This is a genomic window from Parasphingomonas puruogangriensis (assembly GCF_036663635.1).
Taxonomy (GTDB): Bacteria; Pseudomonadota; Alphaproteobacteria; order Sphingomonadales; family Sphingomonadaceae; genus Sphingomonas.
In genome coordinates, this window is sequence record NZ_JAXOJI010000001.1 from 710,669 (window position 1) to 735,326 (window position 24,658).

Genomic DNA, 24,658 nt, shown 5'->3' on the forward strand with positions numbered 1-24,658 from the left:
ATCGAAAGCCCACGATCAGGATCGCCGACCTGGTCCAGTTGATCCTGGCGCTCGTCCGATCGGACGAGCGCCAGATCGCACCGGTCACTCGTAGCGTAATGCTCGGATCGGGTTTTCGCGCGCGACCCGCCAAGCGTGGCTGGCGATCGTGGTCGTCGCGATCACCAGTGCCAAGCCGCCGGCGGCGAGGAACGGCAACGGCCCCAACGCGATGCGGTCATCAAAGCCGTTCAGCCAGCCGCGCATCATCCACCACGCGACCGGCCACGCGATCAAATTGGCGACCACCACCGGCCGGGTGAACTGCCACACCAGCAATCGCACGATATCGCGCGTGCCGGCGCCCAACACCTTGCGAATGCCGATTTCCTTGGTGCGGCGTTCGGCGGTGAAGGCGGCAAGCCCGAAGAGGCCAAGACACCCGATGATTACCGAGAGGATGGCGAAGCCGGCGAAGACCTGCCCGGTGGCCACGTCCGAGCGATAGAGATCGGCGGCCTTATCGTCGGAAAATTCGGCGTCGAACGGCACGGTGGGCACGATGCGTTTCCATACCGCCCCGATCCGCGCCATCACCGCCGCCGGATCGGGATCCTCGACCCGCACCACCAGCCACGGCAGGTTATATTCGTCATGATACATGATCATGTCCTCAACCTGCTCGCGCGCGCTGCGGAACCGCGTGTCGCCGAGCACGCCGACGATCGTCGCCGGCACGGTGCCGTTCTTGGGATCGACGAAGCTCATGCGAATCTGCTTGCCGACTGCCGCCTGCGGGCTGGCAAAGCCCATCTGCCGCACCGAACTTTCATTGACCATCACGTTCATGCCGCGCGCGACCAACGCCTTTTCCTTGGCGTCGTCGGGCACATCGGCAACGGTCGCGTCGTCCATCGCGCGATCGCGCTGCAGCGTGCGTCCGGCGAGCAACTTCATCCCCATCGTTTCGGGATAATCGAACCCGACGCTGTACGACCCCAGGGTGAGCGGAGTGGGCTTGCCGGGCAGCATGACGCTCTGGTTCATGCGATTGTCGGTCGCCACCGCAATGCTGGTGCGCGCGACATGCTTGACGCCGGGTGTGCGCAGCACTTGCTGTTCGATCGTGTCGATCGAGGGGCGTACGGCCGTGCGGCTCATATTCTCCACCTGGATCAGGCCGGAACGTTTGAAGCCGGGATCGGCGCTGCGCAGGAAAGCCGTCTGGGAATAGACGATCGCGGTGCAGATGATCAGCCCGATCGAAATGGCGAACTGCACCACCACCAGCCCGTTGCGCAGCACGCCCGATCCTTCGGCTTCGGCCGCCGACTTGTTCGCTTTCAGCACACGTGCCGGCTGGAAGCGGGTGAGATAGAAAGCGGGATACAAACCGCCGGCCAGGCCGACCGCCAGCAGCAGCACCAACGCCGGTAACAGCACGCCCCCGCCGCCGAAATATTGCAGCGCCAACTCCATGTTGAGATAGGTCCGCAGCCACGGCAGCGACAGCTCGACGATCGCCAGCGCGACGAGCATCGCGATGGCGGAGACCAATACCGACTCCGCGAGGAACTGCGCGATCAACTGACCGCGGCTGGCGCCCAGCACTTTGCGCAGCGCCACTTCGCGCGCGCGCTGCGAGGCGCGCGCCGTGGCCAGGTTGGTGAAGTTGACACAGGCCATGACCAGGATCAGCGCGGCGAGGATGGCGAAGGTAACGATGGTGCCGGCATCCTCTTCGTTGGCCGAGGGGCCGGACTTGCCCGTACCGAGATGGATGTCGGGCAATGCCACCAGCTTGAAGCTGGTATCTGCCGTTTGGCTGATCAGTTGCCCGCCAACCATGTCCTTGGGCGCGGCGCGCTCTTTCCAGGCGTCGAGCTGCGCGTTGAGCGCGGCGACGTCCGTGCCCGGCTGCAGCGCGAGATAATTATAGCCGCTATATTGGCCCCAATTATTTTCCTGTCCGGGCGGGAATCTGGCCGGATCGGCCAGCACGGCCATGCCCATGCGGTTGTGCGAATTGCGCGGCAGATTCTTGTAGACGCCGGTGACGCGGAAATCGCGCTTGCCCTCACGCGCCTGGGCAGTGACCGTCCGGCCGATCGCATCCTCGCTGCCGAACAGCGAGAGTGCGGTCTTTTGCGAGACAACGATGCTGTTGGTGTCAGGCAACGCGGTCGCCGCCGAGCCGCGCACGAAGGGCAGGTCGAAAATCTTGAAGAAATCGGCGCCGACCTGCGTGATGGTTAGCTGGCGTGGCTCGCCCTTGTCCATGATGACAGGCTGCCAATTGGTCATATAAGCAAGCCGCGCAATCTGCGGAAAATCCTTCTTGAGCGCCGGTCCGACGGCATAAGGCGACATCTGGATCGGATCGACCGCGCCGGTCTGGGCATCGCTCGTCACCGCCTGCACCTGATAGATATTGTCGGCATTGGGCACGAAGCGATCGAACGACAGATGCTCGCGCACGAACAGCGAGATCAGCAGGCAGGCGGCGAGGCCGATCGCTAGGCCGAGGATGTTGATGAAGGCGTAGGTACGGTTCTTGAGCAGGGCTCGCAGACCGACGGTCAGGTAATTGCGCCACATGGCAAGGTCTCCGGGAAATCGGGGTCAGGCAGCGCGGCGGCGTTCCTGCAGGATGCGGCCGTCGAGCATGTTGACGACGCGGCCGGCATAATCGGCGTGCGCCGGCGAATGCGTAACCATGACGATGGTCGAGCCCTCGGCGTTCAGCGCCTGCAGCATCTTCATCACTTCCTCGCCATGCTGCGTATCGAGATTGCCCGTCGGTTCGTCGGCCAGGATCAGCTTCGGCGCGGCGACCAGCGCGCGGGCGACGGCGACGCGCTGCTGCTGCCCGCCGGAGAGCTGGCTCGGGCGGTGCTTGGCCCGGTGGGCGATGCCGACCTTGTCCATCACCGCATCGGTGCGGCTCTTGCGATCGGCGGGAGAGACCTTGTGGTAGAGCAATGCCAGTTCGATATTCTCGCGCACCGACAGTTCGTCGACCAGATTGAAGCTCTGGAAGATGAAGCCGATGTTTTCCTTGCGGACGACCGACAGGCCGGCTTCGCTCAAGCCCGCAACTTCTTTACCGGCAAAGACATAGGAGCCGCTCGACGGGCTATCGAGCATGCCGATCAGGTTGAGCAGGGTCGATTTACCGCAGCCCGAAGGTCCCATGATAGCGACGAACTCGCCGGACTGAATATCCAGGTCGATGGCATCGATCGCGGTCGTTTCGACCATATCGGACGCATAGATGCGGCAGAGATTGCGCATCGTCAGCAGAGCAGTGTGCATGGGAGCATCCTTCACTTGGCGAGGGAGAGCTCGGCCTTGTCGGCAAAGCCCGTATAGGGAGAGGTGATGACGCGCTCGCCGGGATCGAGCCCATCGAGGATTTCGATACTTTCGGTGTTGCGGCGACCCATGCGCACCTGGCGCTTGATCGCCTGGCCGCCGCCGGGCGCGACGACGAACACCCAGGTGCCGCCGGTTTCGTTGTAGAACGCACCGTTGGGCAGCAGGATCGCCGGCGCCGGATCGCCGAGCGTGAGGCGTGCCTGGAGCGACTGGCCGCGCTGGATGTCCTTCGGCTCGACACCGATAAACTGCAGGTCGAGCTGGAACTCACCATTCTGCACCTGCGGGTAGATTTTGCTGACACGCGCGGCGAAACTCTTGCCGCCGACATCGATCGTCGCCTTCTGCCCGATAACGACGCGGCCGAGATAATATTCGTCGACCCCGGCGATCAGCTTGTTGCGACCCGGGGAATCGATCTGCCCGATGCGCTGCCCGCGCGACAGCGACTGGCCGACCTGGATCGAGAAACCCGACAGCTGCCCCGCGACCGGCGCGCGCAGGTTGAGCGCGTCGAGATTGCCGCGAGCAAGCGCCAGGCTGGACATCAGCGAGTTCGAAGACGCACGAAGCTGCGCCAGCTGGCTCGACATCAATTTGCGATCGGTCGCCTGGCCGCGGCGCAGCACGGTGCCGCGCTCGCGCTCGTAGGCGTAGGAATCGCTGGTGTCGCTGAACGTCTTGGCGGCGACGAAGCCGCGCGCGGCGAGCGCCTTTTCCCGGGCATATTGGCGTTCGGCCTTGGTGCGCGCGAGATCGGCCTCGAGGATCGAGCGTTCGTTGGCGAGCTGCGTCTGCGCCAGCGCCAGCTCCTGGCTGCGCATGTTGTTGAGCTGCTCGGTCACTTCGCTCTGCCGCGCGAGCACGGACAGCTGCAGCTCGGCATTGGACAGCAAGGCGATCGGCTGGCCCGCGGCGAGGCTGGCGCCGTCTTCGACCAATACCTTCTCGACCCGCCCGCCCTCGATCGCGTCGAGAAACACGGTCTGCAGCGGCGTGACGCGAGCGCGCAGCGGAATGAAATCGTCGAACGTGCCGCGCGAGACGGTGGAGATGGTCAACCGGCTGGCGGCGACGCTCTGGCTGTCACTGCGCGGTGCGAAATACCAGAAGGCCGCGGCGGCGAGCAGGAGCGCGACGACGCCGGCCGCGAGCTTGTATTTGAGTGGCAGTTTGCGCGAGACGACGACGCGATCCATGCCGCTGCCGCTGACGGCGGCACCGGGGTTGTCGTTGTCATCACGGAGGTGGACGATGCTCATACGACGTTTCTCGCAATCGTCGTGCCAGATCGTGCCGAGGGAATAGCGTGGCGGCCGTGCACGCGACTGTCCGAAAGCGAACAGTCGCGTTCGATTTCGGACAGAATGGCGGGTGCTGCGCTCATACGGTGATGCTCAACCGGACCGTAGCGGCGGCGTGGATCTGCGGCAGTTGGATCCAGCCATAGGCCGATGCCAGCGTCAGCGCCGACACGGCGATCAGCGCCAACATCGCGGCGAGAATTTTCGGGGGCCAGTCGGGGTGCATGCGTCGTTCCTCGTGCGGCGGCAGGCTGCCGACGTGTGATACGTTGCAGGGGGTGTGCCAAACCCGCCCTCACCGCGCGTCATCCCAGCGAAAGCAGGGATCTCACGCCGGCAGCGCGGGAAAAAGCCGCCGGAGATTCCAGCTTTCGCTGGGGTCACTACCGGCGAAAGCGTCTGGCACGTAAATTGATTGTCCGTTTCCGCACACTGATTGTACGGAAGCGAACGTGATGGGGGCCGAATTCGATCTATGCGTCGTGGTCGACGACGATGAGGACATCCTCATGGCGGCGCGCCTGTTGCTGCGCACCTTATTCACCGAGGTGCTGACCGCGCGCGCGCCGGACGAGGCGCTGGCGTTGATCGCCGGGCGCTCGCCCGATGTACTTTTGCTCGACGCCAATTTCGGGCGCGGGGCGACCGATGCGCGCGAGGGGCTGGCCTTGCTCGATGCGCTGCTCAAGGCCGATCCCGAACTGGTCGTGGTGATGATCACCGCGCATGCCGGCGTGCAGGTCGCGGTGACCGCGATGAAGCACGGCGCGACGGATTTCGTGTCCAAGCCGTGGAGCAACGAGCGGCTGCTTGCCACTGTCCGCACCGCCGCCGCGCTGCGCCGCTCGCGCCGTGCGGTGGCGACGGAACGCGGCAAGGTCGCGACGATTGCCGCGCCAGCCAGAGCCGGCAACTCTCCCTTGCTCGGCGATGCCCCGGCGATGGCGCGCGTGCATTCGTTGATCGCGCGCGCCGCGCCGACCGATGCCAACGTGCTGGTGCTTGGCGAAAATGGCACGGGCAAGGAATTGGTCGCGCGCGCCCTGCATGCCGCCTCGCGGCGCGCGGATCGGGTCATGGTCACCGTCGATCTCGGCGCGGTGGCCGAAGATCTGATCGATTCCGAGCTGTTCGGCCATGTCAAAGGCGCCTTCACCGATGCGCGCAGTGATCGCATCGGGCGGCTCCAGGCGGCCGATGGCGGCACGTTGTTCCTCGACGAGATCGGTAACCTGCCGTTGCGCCTGCAACCCAAATTGCTCACCGCGCTGGAGCAGCGCCAGGTGACGCCGGTCGGCGCCAACAAGCCGGTGGCGATCGACATCCGCGTGGTGGCGGCGACCAACCTGTCGCCCGACCGCCTGCATGATGAGGCATATTTTCGGCAGGACCTGCTGTTCCGGCTCAACACGGTCGAGATTCGATTGCCGCCGTTACGCGATCGGCGCGAGGATATCGGGCTGTTGATCGATCATTATCTCGAGCTCTACGCGCGGCGCTACGATCGCCCCGTCGCGCGCGTGTCGCCGACCGCGCGCGCGGTGCTGGCCGGGCATGACTGGCCGGGCAATGTCCGCGCCTTGCGTCATGCGGTTGAGCGCGCGGTGATCCTGGCCGCCGGGCCAGTGCTGGAGGCGGAGGACTTCGCGCTGGGGGCCGCTGCGCCGCGCATCGCACCGGAAGCGATCGTCGCGCCCGGCCCCGCCGACGACCTCAACCTCGATCGCGTCGAGCGCCGGCTGGTCGAGCAGGCGCTGCGCCGCCACGGCTACAATATCTCGCTCGCTGCCCACGAACTGGGCCTGTCGCGTGCGGCCTTGTACCGCCGGATGGAAAAGCATGGGCTCTGATCGCTTCACGCGGGCGATGATGCTGCAGTTTGCGGGCCTGCTGGCGGCGATGCTGGCGTTCGTGTGGGCCGTGCAGACGCCGGGGCTATGGGCAGTACGCTGGCTGACCGGCGCGTTGCTGGCGGCCGCGATATACGGCGTGTGGCAGCGCATCGCGCGCACCAATGTGGAAGTTGCGCGTTTCGTCGAAGCGCTGCATCGTGGCGATGTCACCACGCATTTTCACCGCCACGAGGGATCGGGCTTCGGCACGATGGGCGATGCATTCAACGCCGCGATCGCGCAGGTGCGCGAGGAACGCCGCGCAAGCGGCGACGATCTCCGCTATCTGGAGGCGTTGATCGACGACATGCCGGTGGCGCTGCTGACCATCGATGCAACCGGGCGGGTCGATCCCGGCAACAAGGCGGCGCGGCGCTTGTTTGCTCAGGTTGGCGGCGCGCGGCCGGAGGATTATGCGATCTATGGCGCGACCTTCGCCGCGCGACTGGCCGATGCCGGGCCGGGGCGCGAGGAGATGTTGATCCTCAATCTCGACGGCCACGCCAAGCGCGCGCTGGTCCGCTCTGCCAGCCTGACCCGGCTCGGCCACGCCACCCGCGCGGTCATCGTGCAACCGGTGCAAGAAACGCTCAACGCCGTCGAAATGGCCACGCAGACTGATCTGGTGCGTGTCTTGACCCACGAAATCCTCAACTCGCTGACCCCGGTCACGTCCCTCGCCGCGACCGCCGCGGCGCTACTCGGTGACCTCGACCGCGGCACCGATCCCCAATTGTCCGATGCGCGCGACGCGGTCACCACGCTCGCCCGTCGCGCCGAGGGGCTGGGCCGCTTCATCGACAGCTACCGCGCCGTTGCCAGCCCCCCGCGACTGCAGCGCCGGGTGTTTGCAGCGGCGCCGTTCGTTGCGGAAATACAGCGGCTGTTTGCTGCCGAATGGCCGGGCGTAACGCTCGACGTGGCACTCGAGCCGGCGCTCGAGCTCGACGCCGATCCCGATCTGATCGCGCAACTGCTGATCAACCTATTGCGCAATGCTGCCCAGGCCTGTGGGTCCGTCGCCCAACCGATCATTATCCTGGCGATGCAGCGGCTGCCGGGGCGCGCGATTGCCCTTGAAGTGTCGGATAGCGGACCGGGCGTGCCCCACGCCCTGCGCGACGATATCTTCCTGCCCTTCTTCACCACGCGTGCAACCGGCACCGGCGTAGGCCTGAACCTCGCGCGGCAGATCGTCACCGCGCATGGGGGCAATATCGAAGTCGTTGATGGGCCAAGCGGCGGTGCGCTGTTCCGTATCGTAATCTGACCGATTCAACACTGCCGACCAGTCAGCTCGGCCTGGCGAACACAGAGCCCAGAAACCCAGCTATCGCCCCGTCGCGTGCCGCGCGAGATCGCCTACGGCCACATCGTGGATGATCCGGAACCGCGCTTCGATCAGACTGAACACGCCAAAGCCGATCAAGCCGATGGCGATGACGATATCCGCCGGGCTGGTCAGCCAGGACAGTGCCTGCGCCATGCCGCCGGCCTGGCTCGCCTGATCGTTCATACCCGCCTTGAACAACAGATAGCTGCAGATGACGAACACGACGCCGCGCGCGGCATAGCCGGCACGACCGCTCCACCGCGCCCAGGGCTGCGATGCGATGTGCGGCTCGAGATAGTCGAGGAAACTGCCTTTGGCCGCTTTGACCAACTGGAGGATGCCGACACCGAACAGGATGACGGCGCCGACCATCACCAACAGCGTGCCGCCGGGCAGGTCGAGCGCGACCTGCGTGCCCTCGCGGGCGCCGTTGCCGCCCGAGCCCAGCCCACGGATTAGGCGGACCGCCTGCCAGGTCAGCAACAGATGGACGATCCCGCTGATCGCTGCGCCGACCCGCTCCATCACACCCTTGCGATCTGCACCGTGCCGCTCGATGTCGAACGCGGCATCGCACAGTCGCCAGACGCCATAAGCGCCCAAGCCCACCGCCATGACCGAGAGCAATATGCGGCCTGCGCCATCGCCGACATATTGCAGCGCGCCGCTGGGATCTTCCGCGCGCCCGGCGCGGATGACCAGAAAAGCAATAACCAGATACAGGATACCGCGCGTGGCGAATCCGATCCGTGTAAGTGTGGTCAGCCGTGCGCTGGCGTTCATTACAATGGTCCCCCTGTCCCGCGAGAACGGCCTGGATCGCTGATACGTTCCCAGGGAGATCATCACATTCCGGCCTTCCACTCCCGCGCCAACAACCGCGGCCCCTTGGCAAGAGGGAGAGGCCTCGGTTGCTCGGATGGCGCGGCAGACCCGCTAAGCGGCGGCGGCCTGCAATTCCTCCTCGGGTAGCCGGATCATATAATCGAAGGCGGACAGCGCCGCGGTCGAGCCGGCGCCCATGGCGATCACGATCTGCTTGAACGGCACCGTCGTGCAATCGCCGGCCGCGAAGATGCCCGCACGCGACGTCTCGCCGCGATGGTCGATCTCGATCTCGCCATGCTGGGTCAGTGCGATCGTGTCGCGCAGCCACTCGGTGTTGGGGACGAGGCCGATCTGCACGAAGATGCCTTCGAGCGCGATCTCGTGCAGCGTATCGTGGTTGCGGTCCTTATAGATCAGCCCGGTCAGCTTCTCGCCATCGCCGACCGCCTCGGTGGTCAGCGCGGAGGTGATGACCTTGGTGTTGGGCAGGCTGGCGAGCTTGCGCTGAAGCACGGCGTCGGCGCGCAGGTCGCTGGCGAATTCGATCAGCGTGACATGCGCGACCAGGCCGGCAAGATCGATCGCCGCTTCGACGCCCGAATTGCCGCCGCCGATCACCGCGACGCGCTTGCCCTTGAAGAGTGGGCCGTCGCAATGCGGGCAATAGGTGACGCCCTTGTTGCGATATTCGTCCTCGCCCGGCACGTTCATCTGCCGCCAGCGCGCGCCGGTCGATAGGATCACGGATCGCGCCTTGAGCGATGCGCCGCTCTCAAGCTGTACTTCATGCAGGCCACCGGGCGTGCGCGCCGGGATCAGCTTGGCGCCGGTCTGATGGTTCATGATATCGACGTCATAGTCCCGGACGTGCTGCTCGAGCTGCGCGGCGAGCTTGGGCCCTTCGGTATGACTAACCGAGATGAAATTCTCGATCGCCATCGTGTCGAGCACCTGCCCGCCGAAACGCTGGGCGGCGATGCCGGTGCGGATTCCCTTGCGCGCGGCATAAATCGCCGCCGCGCCACCGGCCGGGCCGCCGCCGATCACCAGCACGTCGAACGGATCCTTGTGCTTCAGCTTTTCCGCGGTGCGCGCCTCGGCGCCGCGGTCGAGCTTGGCGACGATCTGCTCGAGCTCCATGCGGCCCTGGCCGAACACCTCGCCGTTGAGATAGACCGTGGGCACGGCCATCACCTTGCGGGTCGCGACTTCGTCGGGGAACAGGCCGCCATCGATGGCGACGTGGCTGATGCGCGGGTTAAGCACGCTCATCAGGTTGAGCGCCTGCACCACATCCGGGCAATTCTGGCACGACAGCGAGAAATAGGTTTCGAAGGCATAGTCGCCATCGAGATCCTTGACCTGCTGGATAATCTCCTGCGCGGCCTTGGACGGATGGCCGCCGACCTGCAGCAACGCCAGCACCAGCGAGGTGAATTCATGGCCCATCGGCAGCCCGGCGAAACGCACGCCAAGATCGGTGCCGACACGACGGATCATGAAGCTGGGCGTGCGCTGGTCGTCGGCGGTGACGACAGTCACGCTGTCGGACAGCGCGGCGATTTCGTTCAGCAAAATACCCAGCTCGCGCGATTTGGCATCGTCACCCAACGAGGCGACCAGTTCGATCGGCTGCTTGATATTGACCAGATAGGCCTTGAGCTGCTGCTGCAGATTGGCGTCGAGCATGGGAAATTCCTGTTTCTTGAACGCAAACGGCCCGGGGCGGAGGTAAAATCCACCCCGGGCCGCTCATTTACCCGAAGGCGGTTTGCTTAGATCTTGCCGACCAGATCGAGCGAGGGGGCCAGCGTCTCTTCGCCTTCTTCCCACTTGGCCGGACACACTTCGCCGGGATGCGCGGCGATATACTGTGCCGCCTTGATCTTGCGCAGCAGCTCCGCCGCGTTGCGGCCAACGCCTTCCGAAGTCACTTCGATGAGCTGAATAACGCCCTGCGGGTCGACCACGAAGGTGCCGCGATCAGCCAGGCCCTGGCCGGCGCGCAGGATGTCGAAATTGGTGCTGATCGTGTGGTTCTGATCGCCCAGCATGAAATAGTTGATCTTGCCGATGGCTGGCGACGTGTCATGCCAGGCCTTGTGGCTGAAATGCGTGTCGGTCGAGACCGAGAACACTTCGACGCCCATCTTCTGCAGCGTCGGGTAGATATCCGCGAGATCTTCGAGCTCGGTCGGGCAGACGAAGGTGAAATCCGCAGGATAGAAGAAGAACACGGCCCACTTGCCGGCGACATCGGCCTGGGTGACCTCGACGAACTTGCCCTGCTTGTAGGCCTGGGTGGTGAAGGGCTTGATCGAGGTTCCGACGAGCGACATGAATGATCTCCGATTGGTCGTTGCAGTGCAGCATATAATGCGCTCAAGCTAAGAAAGGAAATCGTCAAACTCGCGGCTGTTGATCGATTTTGTCACTCACAGAGCAGCAGTGGCCCGCCATCCATGGCGTTGACCTTCGGTCTGTTGATCGCTTGAAACGATAACTACCGCTGACCGCGCGGGCCTGCGATCGCTACGGAAATTCGCTGCACCGCCGCATAAATCGTTTCCGCTGTGGCGCGACGTTTGAGCGATCCACGCGTTATCCGGACCTGTCATTATCGGAGACATGCATGCCCACCCCTGCCCTATTCACCCCGTTGCGCGTCGGCGCGCTTGAGCTTGCCAATCGCATCGTCATCGCGCCGATGTGCCAATATTCTGCCGAAGACGGCTGCATGACCGACTGGCATCTGATCCATCTCGGGCAATTGGCGCTGTCGGGCGCCGCTCTGCTGACGATCGAGGCCAGCGCGGTGACTCCTGAGGGGCGGATCACCTATGGCGATGTCGGGCTGTACGACGATGCCACCGAAGCCGCGATGGCCCGCACGCTCGCCGCCGTGCGGCGCTGGTCCGACATGCCGATCGCTATCCAACTCGCCCATGCCGGCCGCAAGGCGTCGTGCGCCAAGCCGTGGGACGGCGGCAAGCAGATCGCCCCGGACGCCGAGCATGGGTGGCAAACCGAGGCGCCATCGGCGCTGGCGTTCGAGACCGATGAGCATCCGCCCGTCGCCCTCGATGCCGACGGGCTGGCGCGGATCCGCGAGGCGTTCGTGGCAGCGGCGCTGCGCGCCAAGCGGCTCGGCATCGATGCGGTGCAGTTGCACGGCGCGCACGGCTATCTGCTGCACGAATTCCTCTCGCCCTTGTCGAACCAGCGCGACGACGCCTACGGCGGAAGCTTGGAAAACCGGATGCGGTTTCCGCTGGAAGTGTTCGATGCCGTAAAGGCCGCGTTCGGCGGGCCGGTGACGATGCGCGTGTCGGGTTCGGATTGGGCCGCGGGCGGCTGGGATTCGGCGCAGACCGTGGCGTTCGCGCAGGCGCTCGAAGCGCGCGGCTGCGATGCGATCCACGTGTCGAGCGGCGGGCTGACAAGCGCGCAGCATATCCCGGTCGGCCCGAACTATCAGGTGCCACTCGCGCGCGACGTCAAGCGCGCCGTGGCCATGGCGGTGGTCGCGGTGGGGTTGATCACCGAATTCGAACAGGCCGAGGCAATCATCGGCACCGGCGACGCCGATCTGATCGCGATCGCGCGCGGCGCCTTGTACGATCCGCGCTGGCCGTGGCACGCGGCGGCCGCACTCGGCGGGCAAGTGAAGGCACCGCCGCAATATCTGCGCAGCCAGCCGCGGCAGTATAAGGATTTGTTCGGCAAATAGCCTGTCCGTGGGTCGGGATATCGCTCTTCCGCCACGGACCATCACAGCTGTGGTAGCCAATAACTTCCCCGGGGCCGGGCTTACCTGCGCCGGGGAAGTCGATTTCACCGGACGGTTTCGCCCGCCCCCAGACCAGATCGCTTACGGCGTGACGGGCTCGGCCTTCCCAACCAAGCTGCGGCTGCGGCTATAAGCGAAATATACGATCAGCCCGATGCCGTTCCAGATCACGAAGCGCACCAAGGTCGAGGTCGGCAAGCTGAACAGCAGGTACAGGCAGCCGAGGATCGCCAGCGTGCCGACGACATAGGGCTGCGGGCAACGAAACAGCCGCTTCATGTCCGGTGCAGTGCGCCGCAAGACCATCAGGCACGCGCCGACCGCGATGAATGCGACGAGCGTACCGGCATTGGCGAGCTCGGCGATTTCGTCGAGCCGGAAGATGCCGGCCACCACGGCGATCGAAATCCCCGTCAGCAGCGTGATCAAGGTCGGCGCGCCGGTCCGCGGGGACACTTTGGCGAGGCGACGCGGCAGCAGGCCGTCGCGCGCCATGACGAAGAAGATGCGGCTCTGGCCGTACATCATCACCAGGATCACCGACGGCAAGGCGATCACCGCGGCGAGCGCAATCAGATAGGCCGCGACGGGCTGGCCCAGGCTGCGCAGCACCAGCGCCAGCGGCTCGGGCGAATTGGCCAGTTGCTGGAACGGCAGCGCGCCGATCGCGGCGATCGCCACCGCCATATAGATCACGGTGCACACCGCCATCGAACCGATGATGCCGATGGTCAGATCGCGGCCGGGGTTTTTCGCCTCTTCCGCAGACGTCGCCACGGCATCGAAGCCATAAAAGGCGAAGAACACGATCGCCGCCGCCGCCATCACGCCGCGCTTGTGGCCGGCAATCTCGGTGCTGGCGAAGCCATAGGGCATGAACGGTTCGAGGTTGCTCGACTGGAAGGCGGGCAGCGCGAAGGCGATGAACACGCCGAGCGCGACGAGCTTGATGATCACCAGCACGATATTGAGCGTTGCGCTTTCCCGCGTACCCGCGATCAGCATGCCCATCACGGCCAGCGCGACGAACACGGCAGGTAGATTAACGATACCGCCACCATGCGGGCCGACGAGGATTTCATGCGGCAGATGTACCCCCGCCGCCTCGATCCAGCCGACCAGATAGCCCGACCAGCCGACCGCGACGGTCGAACAGGCCAGCGAATATTCGAGGATCAGGCTCCAGCCGACCACCCAGGCGATCTTTTCGCCGAGTGCCGCATAGCTGAACGTATAGGCGCTGCCCGCTGCCGGGATCATCGTCGCCAGTTCGGCATAGCACAGCGCAGCGCAGGCGCAGACCGCGCCGGCAATGGCAAAGGCCAGGATCACGGCGGGTCCGGCGCGTTCGGCGCCGACGCCGGTCAGGGTATAGATGCCGGTGCCGACGATCGCGCCGACCCCCAGTGCGATCAGATGCGGCCAGCTCAGCGTCTTGGCGAGGCGTTGTCCCGTCTCATGCTGCGTAACGTTACTGAGCGACTTGCGTGGTCCGAACATTCTATCCCCCTTGTCAGCGCCTGTGTCAGGTCGTCATGGTCGTTTTGAATTGCGCGCGCAGATCGTCCAGCGTGCCCTGGATGTGCGCAGTGAGCCGTTCGGTGAGCAGCGGCACGTCGCGCGCCAGCCAGGCGTCGATCAGCCCGCGATGTTCGAGATGCGCGCGCGCATCGCGGCCGGCGGGCTTGAGCTGAGCGACGACATAGCGTTCGGCCAGCACCGCAAGCCGCTCGACCAATTGCGTGGTGAGCAATTTGTCCCCCGGCCGCACTAGCGCTGTATGGAAGGCGCGATTGCGGATCGCGACTTCGGCGAGATTGTTGTTTGCCGCACTGTCGAGCAGTTCGAACGCCTCATAAGCGGCGGCGCGGTCGGCATCGTTGGCGAGCGTCGAGGCGAAGGCGGCCGAGCGCGGCTCGAGCGCCAGCCGCAATTCGAAGATCTCGTCGGCCTGCGCGGCGGACATCGGCTGGACGAAATAGCCGCGGTTGGGCTGGCTGGTCAGCAGACCTTCCTGCTCGAGCCGGGCGAGCGCCTCGCGCAGCGGAATCTTGCTCACGCCGAGATCGTTGGCCAAGGCGTCCTGGCGGATCGGCAGCAGATCGGGCAGCGCGCCGGTGACGATCTGCTCGCGGACGATCTCGAACACGCGTTCGGAAAGGGTACGTACGACGAGGCTCATCGCTCTGTCACTCCATCCAGGGGTGTCACCGCAACCGAGAAAAACGGCCGGTTGATCACTTCACCTGAAATCCATCCCAGAAGCGGTCCGCGCGATCAATCCAGATCGTGTTGAAACCGGTGGCGATGGCGGAGCCTTCGATCGAGGGAATGATGGCCGCCTGATTGCCGAGCGTCGTCGCCCGCTCGACCCGGCCGATGAACTGGCTGCCGATATAGCTTTCGTGGACGAAGCGCTCGCCCACCGCCAGCCGCCCGGTGCCGGCAAGATGCGCCAGCCGGGCGGAGGTGCCAGTGCCGCACGGGCTGCGGTCGATCGCCTTGTCGCCGTAGAACACGGCGTTGCGGCCATCGGCGCCGTCTCCGCGTGGCTGGTCGGCCCACAAGATATGGCTGACGCCGCGAATCGTCGGGTCGAGCGGATGGACCGGTTCGTATTTTGCCCGGATCGCGTCGCGGATCCGGCCGCTGAGATCGATCAACCGGCTCGCACCAAGATCGTCAAGCGCGGTGTACGCGCCCTGCGGCTCGATGATCGCATAATAATTGCCGCCATAAGCGACATCGACCGACAAGGGCCCGATCCCCGCCACGTCGATCTGGATGCCGGTCGCGGCGACATAAGACGGCACGTTGGTGATGCGCACCGCGGTCACCTTGTCGCGCTCGGTCGTATAAGCGATGTCGATGATCCCGGCAGGCACTTCGACCTTCAGCTGCCCCGCTATGGCTGGCTGGATCAGCCCGTGCTCCAGCCCGAACGTGACCATGCCGATCGTGCCATGCCCGCACATCGGCAGGCAGCCGGAGGTCTCGATGAACAGGATACCGATATCGGTATCGTCCCGTGTCGGCGGATAGAGGAAGCCGCCCGACATCATGTCATGGCCGCGCGGCTCGAAGCACAGGCCGGTGCGGATCCAGTCGAAGCGCGCCATGAAATCCTGGCGGCGCTCCGACATGGTCGCCCCCTTGAGCAAGGGCGCACCGCCGGCGACGAGCCGCACCGGGTTCCCCGCCGTATGGCCGTCGATGCAAAAGAAGGTGTTGCGCATGATCTCTCTCGCTCAGGCCGCCTTGGCTTGGTCAAGATGGGGGCGCGTTGCCGCGGCCTTCTCGACCATCGCGATCACTTCGGCGCGGCGCGCGCCGATCAACGGGTAACGCGGCGGCAGCACCCGCTCCGAGCCACGGCCCATGACCTGCTCGGCGAGCTTGATCGACTGGACCAGATCATGCTCGGCATCGAGATGCAGCAGCGGCATGAACCAGCGATAGATTTCGATCGCCTTGGCATGATCGCCCCGTTCGAACGCCGCGACCAGCTCGACCGATTCCTTGGGGAAGGCATTGGTCAGGCCGGAGACCCAGCCTTGCGCACCGAGATACAGGCCTTCGAGCGCAACATCGTCGAGGCCGGCGAACAGCACATAGCGGTCGCCGAATTCGTTGCGGAAATCGGTGAAGCGGCGCGTGTCCGGCGCGGATTCCTTGACCGCGACGATATTCTCGACCTCGACCAGGGCCGACAGCACGGCGCTGTTGATCACCGTGCGATAGGCCGGCGGGTTGTTGTACAGCATGATCGGCAGCGCGGTGCTCTCGGCGACGCCCTTGAAATGCGCGACGAGCTCATGTTCCTGCGGCACGTAAACCATCGGCGGCAGCAGCATCAGGCCATCGGCGCCGGCCTTTTCCGCTGCCTGCGCGTAGCGCGACGCGCGGCGCGTATCATATTCCGACACGCCGGTGATCACCGGCACGCGGCCCGCGACGACTTCGACGATCGCGGTCAGCACGGTGACCTTCTCGTCATATTCGAGCGAATTATTCTCGCCGACCGTGCCGAGCGCGATCACGCCGGTGACGCCGTCGCGGATCAAATCATCGACAACACGCTGCGTATCCGCGAGATCAATCGACAGATCCTCGCGCAGCTGGGTCGTTACAGCTGGGAAGACCCCCTTCCAACCGATCGTCATTACAATACCCTTTCTTGAGTTCTTATACTGTATACGATATGGGATTTTGCGACGCAACAAGGGATTTGGCGGGTGCAGCGAATAACGATCGTCGGCGGCGGGATCGTCGGCTTGACCAGCGCGGTGGCGCTGGCGCAGGCGGGGTTCGCGGTGAGTGTGTTCGAACCCGACGCGGCGCGCAATGCTGCCTCATGGGGCAATGCCGGGCATATCGCGACCGAGCAATTGGCGCCGCTGGCCTCGCCGGCGTCGCTCCGCTCGGTACCGGGGCGTATGTTCGCGCGCGGCGGCGCGCTCGATCTACCCCTGAACATGATCCGTCACTGGCTGCCGTTCGCACTGAAGATGCTGCGCGCCTCGACGCCGGGGCGCTTTGCCCGCGGCCGCGCGGCGTTGACCCCGTTGCTCGCCGATGCGCTGCCGGCATGGCAGCGGCTGGGCGCAGCGGTCGGCGCCCCGGAATTGATCAGAACGGACGGGCATTTCGTCCTGTGGGAATCGGAGGCATCGGCGCAGCGCGGTCGCGCAGCATGGGCGGCGGCGGAGACCGGCACGGCGACGTTTCGGGACGCGACGATGGCGGAACTCGACGCGATCGATGCGCTCAACACCACGCCGTATCTCGACGGGATCCGCTTTGCCGGTAGCGGCCAGATCAGCGATCTCGGCGATCTCGCCGACGCGCTGGAACGCGCCTTGGTGACGGCGGGCGGAAGGATCGTGCGTGAGACGGCCGGCCTGATCGTCAAGGATGGCCGCGCGTGCGTTGTCGGAAGCGAAAGCGATCTGGTGTTGATCGCCGCCGGCGCGCGCTCGGCGGCGTTGATGCGGGCGGCGGGCCACCAGGTGCCGCTGATCGCCGAGCGCGGTTATCATATCCGCGCCGCCGCCGCGGCTTGGCCCGCGGATATGCCGCCGATCGTGTTCGAGGATCGCGCGATGATCGTCACGCGCTATCGCGATCAGGTGCAGGCGGCGAGCTTCGTCGAGTTTGGCGCGGTCGACGCGCCCCCGGACGACGCCAAATGGCGGCGACTGGAGGAGCATGTCGGTGCGCTTGGCCTGCCGCTTACCGGCCCGTTCGTGCGCTGGATCGGCGCCCGCCCCACCCTGCCCGATTATCTCCCGGCGATCGGCCGCTCGCGCCGTGCCGGCAATCTGCTCTATGCCTTCGGGCACCAGCATCTTGGGCTGACGCTGGCGCCGATCACGGCCGAGTTGGTCGTGGCGCTGGCACGCGATACAGCGCCGGCGATCGATATCACCCCGTTCGATGTCGAGCGGTTTTGAGGACGAGACGATGACGATTGGTGGATCCGACAGCGCCAGCGAACTGGCCACGCTCACCCCCTGGCGCGACCGGGCAGCGCCGATCGGCCGCGCCGAATATGACGCGCGACTGGATCGTGCGCGCGCCCTGACCGACGCGGCCGGCGCGACCGCGTTGCTGGTCAATGCCGGGGCGAGCCTGCGCTATTTCGCCGGCGTGCCCTGGGGGGCGAGCGAGCGGATGGTAGCGATGTTGCTGCCGGTCGGCGGGCGGCCGGTCATGATCTGCCCGGCGTTCGAGCAGGGCACCTTGGCGGCGGATCTCAAGATCGACGCAGAGCTCGCCTTGTGGCAGGAGGATGAAGAGCCGGCCGATCTTGTCGCACGGCTGCTCGGGCCGGATGCGGTGCTCGCGGTCGATCCGTCGCTGCCGTTTGCCTGGGGGGAAAAGCTGCGCACGCGTGGGCTTAGGCTCGCCGACGGCACCGCACCGATCGACACGTGCCGCCAGATCAAATCGGCCAGCGAACTGGCGTTGCTGTCGCAGGCCAAGGCGATGACGCTGGAGGTCCACCGTCGCGCCGCCGCGATCCTGCGCCCGGGGATCGCCGCCTCGGAGGTGGTGCGCTTCATCGATGCCGCGCACCGTGCGCTCGGCGCGTCCGGCTCGAGCTTCTGCATCGTGCAGTTCGGCCGCGCCACCGCCTTCCCCCACGGCCTGCCCGGCGAGCAATATCTCGCCGAGGGCGACCTGGTGCTGGTCGATACCGGCTGCCTGGTCGAAGGCTATCATTCGGATATCACGCGCACCTATGCCTTCGGCGCGATCGGCGACGAGCAGCGCGCGATCTGGGCGATCGAGAAGGAGGCGCAGGCAGCCGCCTTCGCCGCCGTGCGGCCGGGCGAGACGTGCGAGGCGATCGACGCGGCTGCGCGCCGCGTGCTGGTGGCGCATGGTCTGGGGCCGGACTATAAGTTGCCGGGGCTACCGCATCGCACCGGGCACGGCATCGGCCTGTCGATCCACGAGCCGGCCTATCTGGTGCGCGGCGACCGCACGGTGCTCGCGCCCGGCATGTGCTTTTCGAACGAACCGATGATCGTCGTGCCGGATCGCTTCGGCGTGCGGTTGGAGGATCATTTCCACGTAACGGAAACGGGCGCGGCGTGGTTCACCGAACCACAGCACTCGATCGATCGGCCGTTCGGGTAAGCCGTTGCGCTGGCGACGTTCCCCGGCGCCGCCCAGGGAAGAACAGCTCCCGCCCAGCGCTTCTGCGTCATTCGCTGTCCGGGTACGGCCCTTTACCGCCTTGGGCGATCAACCGATCGACGCGCGCGTCGATCACCGGCAACGGCACCGCGCCCAATTCGAGCACGGCATCGTGAAAGGCGCGGATGTTGAACTTGCTGCCCAGCGCCTGTTCGGCGCGCGCCCGCGCGCGCTGGATGGCCAGCTGGCCCATATAATAAGACAAAGCCTGCCCGGGCCAGGCGATGTAGCGATCCACCTCGGTGGTGATCTCGTGGTCCGACAGCGCGGTATTGTCGCGGAAATATTGCTGCGCGCGCTCGCGGCTCCAGCCCTGCGTGTGAATGCCAGTATCGACCACCAAGCGCGCCGCTCGCCACATCTGATAGCTCAGCATGCCGAAGCGATCATAGGGGGTTTCGTACATCCCCATTTCCTCGCCCAGCGCTTCGCAATACAGCGCCCAGCCCTCTCCATAAGCCGAGAGATAACCGTCGCGGCGGAACTGCGGCAGATCGGTATTTTCCATCGCCAGCGGCATCTGCATGGCATGGCCCGGCGCGCTTTCGTGCAGCGTCAGCGCGATCTGCGAATAGAAGGGCCGCGCGGGCAGATTGTACGTGTTGACCAGATAGATTCCCGGACCGCCGCGACCGCCGGTGTAGAACGGCGCGATATCGTCCGGCACCGGCTTGATGGCGAAGCGGCTGCGCGGCAGGCGGCCGAAATATTGTGATGCCTTGCCGTCGAACGTCTTGGCAATCCACGCCGCGCGGTTGAGCAATTCGTGCGGCGTCTTGGGATAGAATTGCGGATCGGTGCGCAAATGCTGCAGGAATGCCTTGAGATCGCCTGTAAAGCCGACCTCTTTCATCACGTCGAGCATGCGTGCGCGGATCTTGGCGACTTCCGCCAGGCCGGTGGCATGGATCTCCTCCGCGCTGACATCGAGCGTGACGAATTCGCGGATCTTGGAGCGATAATAGGCTTTACCGTCGGGCAGGTCGTACGCCGCCAGGCTGGTGCGCGCGCCGGGAATATAGTCGCTGCGCAGGAAGGCGAGCAATTTGGCGTGCGCGGGCGTCACCGCGTCGCCGATCGCCGCCAGCCCTTCGGCGCGCAGCTTGGCCTGCGTGGCCGCCGGAATGATTGCCGGGAACGTCTTGAAGGGCGCGTAAAAGGGCGACTCCGCCGCGCTCCTGGCCTCGGCGACCTGCGCCACGCCAATGTCGCGGCCTTCGAGCGTGATGCGCGACGGCGTAAAGCCGCGCTTCAGCCCGGCACGCATATTGACGATCTGCTGATCGAAATAGCGCGGCACCTCGCGCAGCATGGCGATATAATTGCGATAATCAGTCTCGGTGCGGAAGCTGCCACGCGACCATTCGGTCACATCGCCCCAGAAGCTGGTGTCCGAATTGAGCGGCTTTTCATACTCCCGGAAGCGCTGCTCGGCGAGCAGGCTGTCGATCTGCTGGCGATAGACCGCGAAGTCGATCTGCACCTTGGGCGACAGCGCCGCGACATTGATTGCGGCCAATTGCTTGTCGACCGCGCTCCACCGCGCGAGCTTTTCGGCCTGCGCGACGGGGCCGACGTCGGGGAGTTTGCTGCCCGCCTGTTTGGGGCTGTCCTCGTCGGGCGCCTGGTGGCGCTGCCGCCAGCTATATTCCGCGGTGTAGATGGCCTTGAAACGCGCATCGGCAGACTTTTTCGCCACCGCCGTTTTGGCCGGGGCCGCCAACGCCCCGCCGCTTGCCGTGCTCAGCAGCAGACCGACGACCATCATCGTGCGTTGCATCATCTCTCTCCATCCGACAGCGCCAGGATATCGGCGTATAATTGACCCGGGATCAGCACGCCCTCAGCCAGGCTGCGTGCCCGTGCGTCGTAGCGCCGTTGCGACGGCAGCCGCGCGCCCTGCCCTTCGATCGCGGCGAACAGCGCTTCGGCGCGTTGCAGGTGATCGGTGACACCAAGCCCCAGGAAACCCGCCGGATCGATCGCCACGATCAATTCGCCGCCGATCGGCGACCCGCCGCGTCCATCGTCGAGCGTGATCGATTCCCGGCTGGTCATGTCGCCGATCAGCGGCCCGGCCAGCAGTTCGACCATCGCCGCCAGTGCCGATCCCTTGTGCCCGCCGAACGTGCGCAGCGCGCCCGCCAGCACGGCTTGCGCATCGGTCGTCGGTTCACCGGCCGCATCATAGCCCCAATCGTCGGGCACGGGTTTTCCCGCGCGACGATGCAGCTCGATCTCGCCGCGCGCCACCGCGCTGGTGGCAAAATCGAACACGAAAGGGTGTTCGCCGGGCCGCGGCCAGCCGAACGCGATCGGATTGGTGCCGAACACCGGCTGGGTACCACCGGCCGGCGCCACCCAGGCATGGCTCGGGGTGAAGGCCAACGCGACCAGCCCATCCTCCGCCAACGCCTCGACCTCCGGCCACAAGGCGGCGAAATGCACGACCTGGTTGAGCGCCAGCGCGGCAATGCCATAGCGCCGCGCCTTTTCGGCGAGCAGCGGCCGCCCGGTCTCGAACGCCAATTGCGCGAAACCGCCACCGCCATCGACCTGCACCAGGGCTGGCGCCGGTTCGCTGACCAGCGGCACCGCATCCGTCACCACCACGCCGGCGGCGATGCTGCGCGCCGCAACGAGCAGGCGATAAATGCCGTGCGACGCGCAGCCATCGCGCTCGCCCGCGACCATCGTCTCGGCCACCGCGACGGCGTGCGGCTCGGCCAGCCCGGCGGCGCGCAGCACGCGACGCGCGAGCGCGCGCACCTCGTCCAGCGTCAGCCGCACATCGCCTTGCGTCGCGACGCTCACGTGGCAGGCTTGGCCGTGAACAGGCGCACGCCAAACACCGGCCCGGCGGAACTGCGATCATGCGGCACGAAGCGCACCTTGATCGCGGCTTTCTTGGTCAGCGGTTCGGGCAACGCATATTCGACGTCGATGAACTTGCCCGGACTATCCTCGGACAGGTGTTGTGTGGCGATCTTGACGTTGTCGACCAGGATGTCGAAGTCGCGCGTGCGCTCGCCGCCCCAATAGCTCGCCTGCAGGATCAGCGGGCCGGGCTTGGTCTTCAGCGTGAATTCGAAGAACCCGCCGGCGCGCGCATCGCGCCCGCTGCGGCCGCGATAATTGACCGGATAGGAGATTTCGGAGACGAGGTTGTGATCGCGCTCCGGCTGCATTTCGCCGAGATACATGACGTCGACCGAGCGGCCGGCAATATCCTTGAGCCGCGCTTGTTCGCGGTTGAACGCCGCTTCCTCGGTCTTCCAGCCGGCCTCGGAAAAGCGCTTGAAATAGACCGCGCTGCGCCGGTCATATTGGCGATAGAAGGGCACGAAGCCGAGATCGGCCGGACGCACGATGCCGCGCGTGGCGAAGCTGGCGTCGCCCGGCGCGGGCGTAAAGGCGGCAAGCAGGTTCTCGCCGACCAATGCCGGATCCGCGCTCGTCCACGGCGTTCCCTTGGGGCCGAGATCGGCAGCGAGCACCAAGGGCCCGCGCAGGATAGCGATCGTAGCGGCATTGCCTGGCGTCGCTTCGATGCGCAGCTCGAGCGGCAGGCTGATCGCCAGCACGTCGCCCGCCGCCCATTTGCGCCGCACGATCGCATAGCCGCCGGCATGCTGCGCTTCGATCGGCTTGCCGTTGAGCGTCAGCACTGTCTTGCCCTCGGCCCAGCCCGGCACGCGCAACGCGACAGGGAATTTGCCGGCGCGGTCGAGCCTGGCGAAGGTCAAGGTCGATTCCGGCTCGAACGGATAGTTGGTCTCGAGCGTCAGTTCAGCGCCGCGCGCCTTCCACGTCGCGCTGGCCGGGATGTAGAGGTTGACCAGCAAGGCCCCCTCGCCTTCCCAGAAGATCGCCTCGCCATGCTTGGAATGGCTTTCCATGCCCGAACCGACGCAGCACCAAAAGGCATCGTCGTCCACGGTCGAATAATCGCGCGCCGCCCCTGTCATCAGCGGCGTCATATAGGTGAAGCCACCGCTCTTGGGATGTTGCGCCGCCATCGTGTGGTTGAGGTGCGCGCGTTCGTAGAAATCGAACAACGCGCCATCCGGCTGCCAGCTGTACAGTTTCTGCGTCAGCTTGAGCATGTTGTAGGTGTTGCAATGCTCGCAGGTCTGCTCGGTGATGTGATCGGCGAGCGTATCGGGCGCGGAGAAATATTCGCGATCGGCATTGCCGCCGATCACATAGGAGTGGTGCTGCGTCACCGTATCCCAGAAGAAGCGCGCCGCCGTGGCCTGTTCCGGCTTGCCGGTCAGTTCGTGCAGACGCGCCAGGCCGATCAGCTTGGGCACCTGCGTATTGGCGTGGAAATTGGCCAATTTGTCGTCACGCGCGGCGAGCGGATCGAGCACCTTATTGTCGTACAGCCGCTCGGCAACAGCCAGCCACCTGTTGTCCCGGGTACGCGCATATAGTTCGGCATAGCTTTCGTTGAGCCCGCCATATTCGCAGCTCAGCACTTCCTGCATCTGCTTGTCGTCGAGCGCTGCGAACACACGCTCGAAATAGCGCGCTAGGCCGGTGACCACCTGCAGCGCCTGTGTGTTGCCCCAGGCCTGGTGCACGTCGAGCAGACCGGCAAACACTTTGTGCACGGTGTAGAGCGGCGACCAGGCGCCGTTCAGATCGAACCCCCCGGAGCGGATCTCGCCGCGCATCAGCTCGGGGAAGATCTCCTCGCCATCGACGACGCTCAGATCCTTGCGCTTGCGCTGCAACGCGCCGACATAGCCGGTGCCACGCTTGGCCTGCGCGGTGGCCAGTTCGGCGACGATATAATCGGCGCGGCGACGGCATTCGGGATCACCGGTCTGCGCATGCATCAGCGTCAGCGCGGTCAAATAATGGCCCAGCGTGTGCCCGGCGATCGTGTCGCTTTCCCAGCCGCCATAGATCGGCGCCTTGGGCGGAAGCCCCGCAAACTTGACGAAATTGTGCAGCAGCCGGTCAGGCTGAAGGCGCAGCAGATAGGTACGATTGACCTCGACAGCGTTAGCAAAGTCGGAGGGTGCTAGGCGCACGGCCGATAGCGGCAAGGGCTGCGCGGTGCGTGGCAGCAGGCTGGCAGGTGCCGCCATCGCTGCTGGCACCCGCGCAGCAATCGCCACTGCCGCCGCGCTAAGCATCAGTTCGCGCCGATTTCCCTGAAACATCATGTCGCCTTCTTAGAATACGGTATACGATATTTCGATAACGGCCGTAAGTCAACGCCAGCCCGATAGGCAAGTCTCAATAATATACCGTATAATATCCTTGACCCTTGGCGTGGGGATTGCTGTAAGACCGTAGAGGGGGATGTCATGATCGGTTACTTCTCATCAAGCGCGCACCGCGAATGATGGACGCCTGCAGCTCCCTGAGCCGCCTAACAGGCAGCCGTGCCGGTTCCTGCACCGCGCCGATCCATGGCCGCAGCCGCCCAACCCCC

General features: G+C 65.4%; 19 protein-coding genes. 5 read left to right on the top strand and 14 right to left on the bottom strand.

Features of this window, described 5'->3' with window-relative positions; genetic code table 11:
- Window positions 1-84: 84 nt before the first annotated feature.
- The 4 genes from U1739_RS03585 to U1739_RS03600 form a co-directional block, all read right to left on the bottom strand.
- On the bottom strand, window positions 85-2,577 hold the full coding sequence (locus U1739_RS03585) for an ABC transporter permease (RefSeq protein ID WP_332704049.1): 2,493 nt from the start codon (window positions 2,575-2,577) through the stop codon (window positions 85-87).
- 24 nt (window positions 2,578-2,601) lie between these two features.
- Entirely contained in the window at window positions 2,602-3,294 is a 693-nt protein-coding gene (locus U1739_RS03590) for an ABC transporter ATP-binding protein (protein ID WP_332704051.1), read from the bottom strand.
- Window positions 3,295-3,305: 11 nt separating this feature from the next.
- The gene (locus tag U1739_RS03595; protein ID WP_332704053.1) at window positions 3,306-4,619 is read right to left on the bottom strand and encodes an efflux RND transporter periplasmic adaptor subunit; all 1,314 of its coding nucleotides are present in this window, start codon (window positions 4,617-4,619) and stop codon (window positions 3,306-3,308) included.
- A gap of 121 nt (window positions 4,620-4,740) precedes the next feature.
- Window positions 4,741-4,887, bottom strand: a complete 147-nt coding sequence (locus U1739_RS03600) for a hypothetical protein (protein ID WP_332704055.1) — start codon at window positions 4,885-4,887, stop codon at window positions 4,741-4,743.
- Window positions 4,888-5,116: 229 nt separating this feature from the next.
- Between U1739_RS03600 and U1739_RS03605 the strand changes: the two genes are divergently transcribed.
- Both U1739_RS03605 and U1739_RS03610 read left to right on the top strand, forming a co-directional pair.
- Window positions 5,117-6,511 carry a sigma-54-dependent transcriptional regulator gene (locus tag U1739_RS03605; protein ID WP_332704057.1) on the top strand — a complete coding sequence of 465 codons (1,395 nt, stop codon included), beginning with the start codon at window positions 5,117-5,119 and terminating at the stop codon, window positions 6,509-6,511.
- Window positions 6,501-7,823 carry a sensor histidine kinase gene (locus U1739_RS03610; RefSeq protein ID WP_332704059.1) on the top strand — a complete coding sequence of 441 codons (1,323 nt, stop codon included), beginning with the start codon at window positions 6,501-6,503 and terminating at the stop codon, window positions 7,821-7,823. Before U1739_RS03605 ends, U1739_RS03610 begins: the two co-directional genes overlap by 11 nt.
- Before the next feature lie 60 nt (window positions 7,824-7,883).
- On the opposite strand, the gene U1739_RS03615 is transcribed toward U1739_RS03610, so the two are convergent.
- From U1739_RS03615 to ahpC, 3 genes are all read right to left on the bottom strand, one after another.
- A complete protein-coding gene (locus tag U1739_RS03615; protein WP_332704061.1) occupies window positions 7,884-8,669 on the bottom strand; it encodes a DUF1206 domain-containing protein in 786 nt (261 codons plus the stop codon).
- Between the two features lie 153 nt (window positions 8,670-8,822).
- On the bottom strand, window positions 8,823-10,403 hold the full coding sequence (ahpF, locus tag U1739_RS03620; protein WP_332704063.1) for an alkyl hydroperoxide reductase subunit F: 1,581 nt from the start codon (window positions 10,401-10,403) through the stop codon (window positions 8,823-8,825).
- Between the two features lie 86 nt (window positions 10,404-10,489).
- Window positions 10,490-11,053 (bottom strand): alkyl hydroperoxide reductase subunit C, encoded by a 564-nt coding sequence (ahpC, locus tag U1739_RS03625; RefSeq protein WP_332704065.1) that lies wholly within the window; start codon window positions 11,051-11,053, stop codon window positions 10,490-10,492.
- 293 nt (window positions 11,054-11,346) lie between these two features.
- On the opposite strand from ahpC, the gene U1739_RS03630 reads away from it, so the two are divergent.
- The gene (locus U1739_RS03630) at window positions 11,347-12,444 is read left to right on the top strand and encodes an NADH:flavin oxidoreductase/NADH oxidase (RefSeq protein ID WP_332704067.1); all 1,098 of its coding nucleotides are present in this window, start codon (window positions 11,347-11,349) and stop codon (window positions 12,442-12,444) included.
- Between the two features lie 141 nt (window positions 12,445-12,585).
- Here the strand turns inward: U1739_RS03630 and U1739_RS03635 are convergent, their stop codons facing one another.
- From U1739_RS03635 to U1739_RS03650, 4 genes are read right to left on the bottom strand one after another with little or no spacing between them, the layout of a single operon-like run.
- The gene (locus tag U1739_RS03635) at window positions 12,586-14,004 is read right to left on the bottom strand and encodes an amino acid permease (protein WP_332704069.1); all 1,419 of its coding nucleotides are present in this window, start codon (window positions 14,002-14,004) and stop codon (window positions 12,586-12,588) included.
- Window positions 14,005-14,029: 25 nt separating this feature from the next.
- Entirely contained in the window at window positions 14,030-14,686 is a 657-nt protein-coding gene (locus U1739_RS03640) for a GntR family transcriptional regulator (RefSeq protein ID WP_332704071.1), read from the bottom strand.
- Between the two features lie 55 nt (window positions 14,687-14,741).
- Window positions 14,742-15,740 (bottom strand): 4-hydroxyproline epimerase, encoded by a 999-nt coding sequence (locus U1739_RS03645; RefSeq protein ID WP_332704073.1) that lies wholly within the window; start codon window positions 15,738-15,740, stop codon window positions 14,742-14,744.
- Between the two features lie 12 nt (window positions 15,741-15,752).
- Entirely contained in the window at window positions 15,753-16,667 is a 915-nt protein-coding gene (locus U1739_RS03650) for a dihydrodipicolinate synthase family protein (RefSeq protein WP_332704075.1), read from the bottom strand.
- A gap of 72 nt (window positions 16,668-16,739) precedes the next feature.
- On the opposite strand from U1739_RS03650, the gene U1739_RS03655 reads away from it, so the two are divergent.
- Together U1739_RS03655 and U1739_RS03660 are read left to right on the top strand one after the other, a co-directional pair.
- Window positions 16,740-17,957: an NAD(P)/FAD-dependent oxidoreductase gene (locus tag U1739_RS03655; protein ID WP_332704077.1), complete on the top strand. Its 1,218-nt coding sequence runs from the start codon at window positions 16,740-16,742 to the stop codon at window positions 17,955-17,957.
- A gap of 10 nt (window positions 17,958-17,967) precedes the next feature.
- Complete coding sequence (locus U1739_RS03660) at window positions 17,968-19,149, top strand: M24 family metallopeptidase (protein WP_332704079.1); 1,182 nt, start codon at window positions 17,968-17,970, stop codon at window positions 19,147-19,149.
- A gap of 67 nt (window positions 19,150-19,216) precedes the next feature.
- Here U1739_RS03660 and U1739_RS03665 read toward each other — a convergent pair whose 3' ends face one another.
- From U1739_RS03665 to U1739_RS03675, 3 genes are read right to left on the bottom strand one after another with little or no spacing between them, the layout of a single operon-like run.
- Window positions 19,217-20,989: a DUF885 domain-containing protein gene (locus U1739_RS03665; protein ID WP_332704081.1), complete on the bottom strand. Its 1,773-nt coding sequence runs from the start codon at window positions 20,987-20,989 to the stop codon at window positions 19,217-19,219.
- Complete coding sequence (locus tag U1739_RS03670) at window positions 20,989-22,023, bottom strand: Ldh family oxidoreductase (protein WP_332704083.1); 1,035 nt, start codon at window positions 22,021-22,023, stop codon at window positions 20,989-20,991. The genes U1739_RS03665 and U1739_RS03670 overlap by 1 nt, the downstream gene beginning before the upstream one ends.
- Entirely contained in the window at window positions 22,020-24,386 is a 2,367-nt protein-coding gene (locus U1739_RS03675; RefSeq protein ID WP_332704085.1) for a beta-L-arabinofuranosidase domain-containing protein, read from the bottom strand. Before U1739_RS03675 ends, U1739_RS03670 begins: the two co-directional genes overlap by 4 nt.
- Window positions 24,387-24,658 lie beyond the last annotated feature (272 nt).

Excerpts from the sequence above, each read along its gene's own strand:
- U1739_RS03585 (WP_332704049.1), bottom strand. The coding sequence starts at position 2,577 with ATGTGGCGCAATTACCTGACCGTCGGTCTGCGAGCCCTGCTCAAGAAC.
- U1739_RS03590 (WP_332704051.1), bottom strand. The coding sequence starts at position 3,294 with ATGCACACTGCTCTGCTGACGATGCGCAATCTCTGCCGCATCTATGCG.
- U1739_RS03595 (WP_332704053.1), bottom strand. The coding sequence starts at position 4,619 with ATGAGCATCGTCCACCTCCGTGATGACAACGACAACCCCGGTGCCGCC.
- U1739_RS03600 (WP_332704055.1), bottom strand. The coding sequence starts at position 4,887 with ATGCACCCCGACTGGCCCCCGAAAATTCTCGCCGCGATGTTGGCGCTG.
- U1739_RS03605 (WP_332704057.1), top strand. The coding sequence starts at position 5,117 with ATGGGGGCCGAATTCGATCTATGCGTCGTGGTCGACGACGATGAGGAC.
- U1739_RS03610 (WP_332704059.1), top strand. The coding sequence starts at position 6,501 with ATGGGCTCTGATCGCTTCACGCGGGCGATGATGCTGCAGTTTGCGGGC.
- U1739_RS03615 (WP_332704061.1), bottom strand. The coding sequence starts at position 8,669 with ATGAACGCCAGCGCACGGCTGACCACACTTACACGGATCGGATTCGCC.
- ahpF (WP_332704063.1), bottom strand. The coding sequence starts at position 10,403 with ATGCTCGACGCCAATCTGCAGCAGCAGCTCAAGGCCTATCTGGTCAAT.
- ahpC (WP_332704065.1), bottom strand. The coding sequence starts at position 11,053 with ATGTCGCTCGTCGGAACCTCGATCAAGCCCTTCACCACCCAGGCCTAC.
- U1739_RS03630 (WP_332704067.1), top strand. The coding sequence starts at position 11,347 with ATGCCCACCCCTGCCCTATTCACCCCGTTGCGCGTCGGCGCGCTTGAG.
- U1739_RS03635 (WP_332704069.1), bottom strand. The coding sequence starts at position 14,004 with ATGTTCGGACCACGCAAGTCGCTCAGTAACGTTACGCAGCATGAGACG.
- U1739_RS03640 (WP_332704071.1), bottom strand. The coding sequence starts at position 14,686 with ATGAGCCTCGTCGTACGTACCCTTTCCGAACGCGTGTTCGAGATCGTC.
- U1739_RS03645 (WP_332704073.1), bottom strand. The coding sequence starts at position 15,740 with ATGCGCAACACCTTCTTTTGCATCGACGGCCATACGGCGGGGAACCCG.
- U1739_RS03650 (WP_332704075.1), bottom strand. The coding sequence starts at position 16,667 with ATGACGATCGGTTGGAAGGGGGTCTTCCCAGCTGTAACGACCCAGCTG.
- U1739_RS03660 (WP_332704079.1), top strand. The coding sequence starts at position 17,968 with ATGACGATTGGTGGATCCGACAGCGCCAGCGAACTGGCCACGCTCACC.
- U1739_RS03665 (WP_332704081.1), bottom strand. The coding sequence starts at position 20,989 with ATGCAACGCACGATGATGGTCGTCGGTCTGCTGCTGAGCACGGCAAGC.
- U1739_RS03675 (WP_332704085.1), bottom strand. The coding sequence starts at position 24,386 with ATGATGTTTCAGGGAAATCGGCGCGAACTGATGCTTAGCGCGGCGGCA.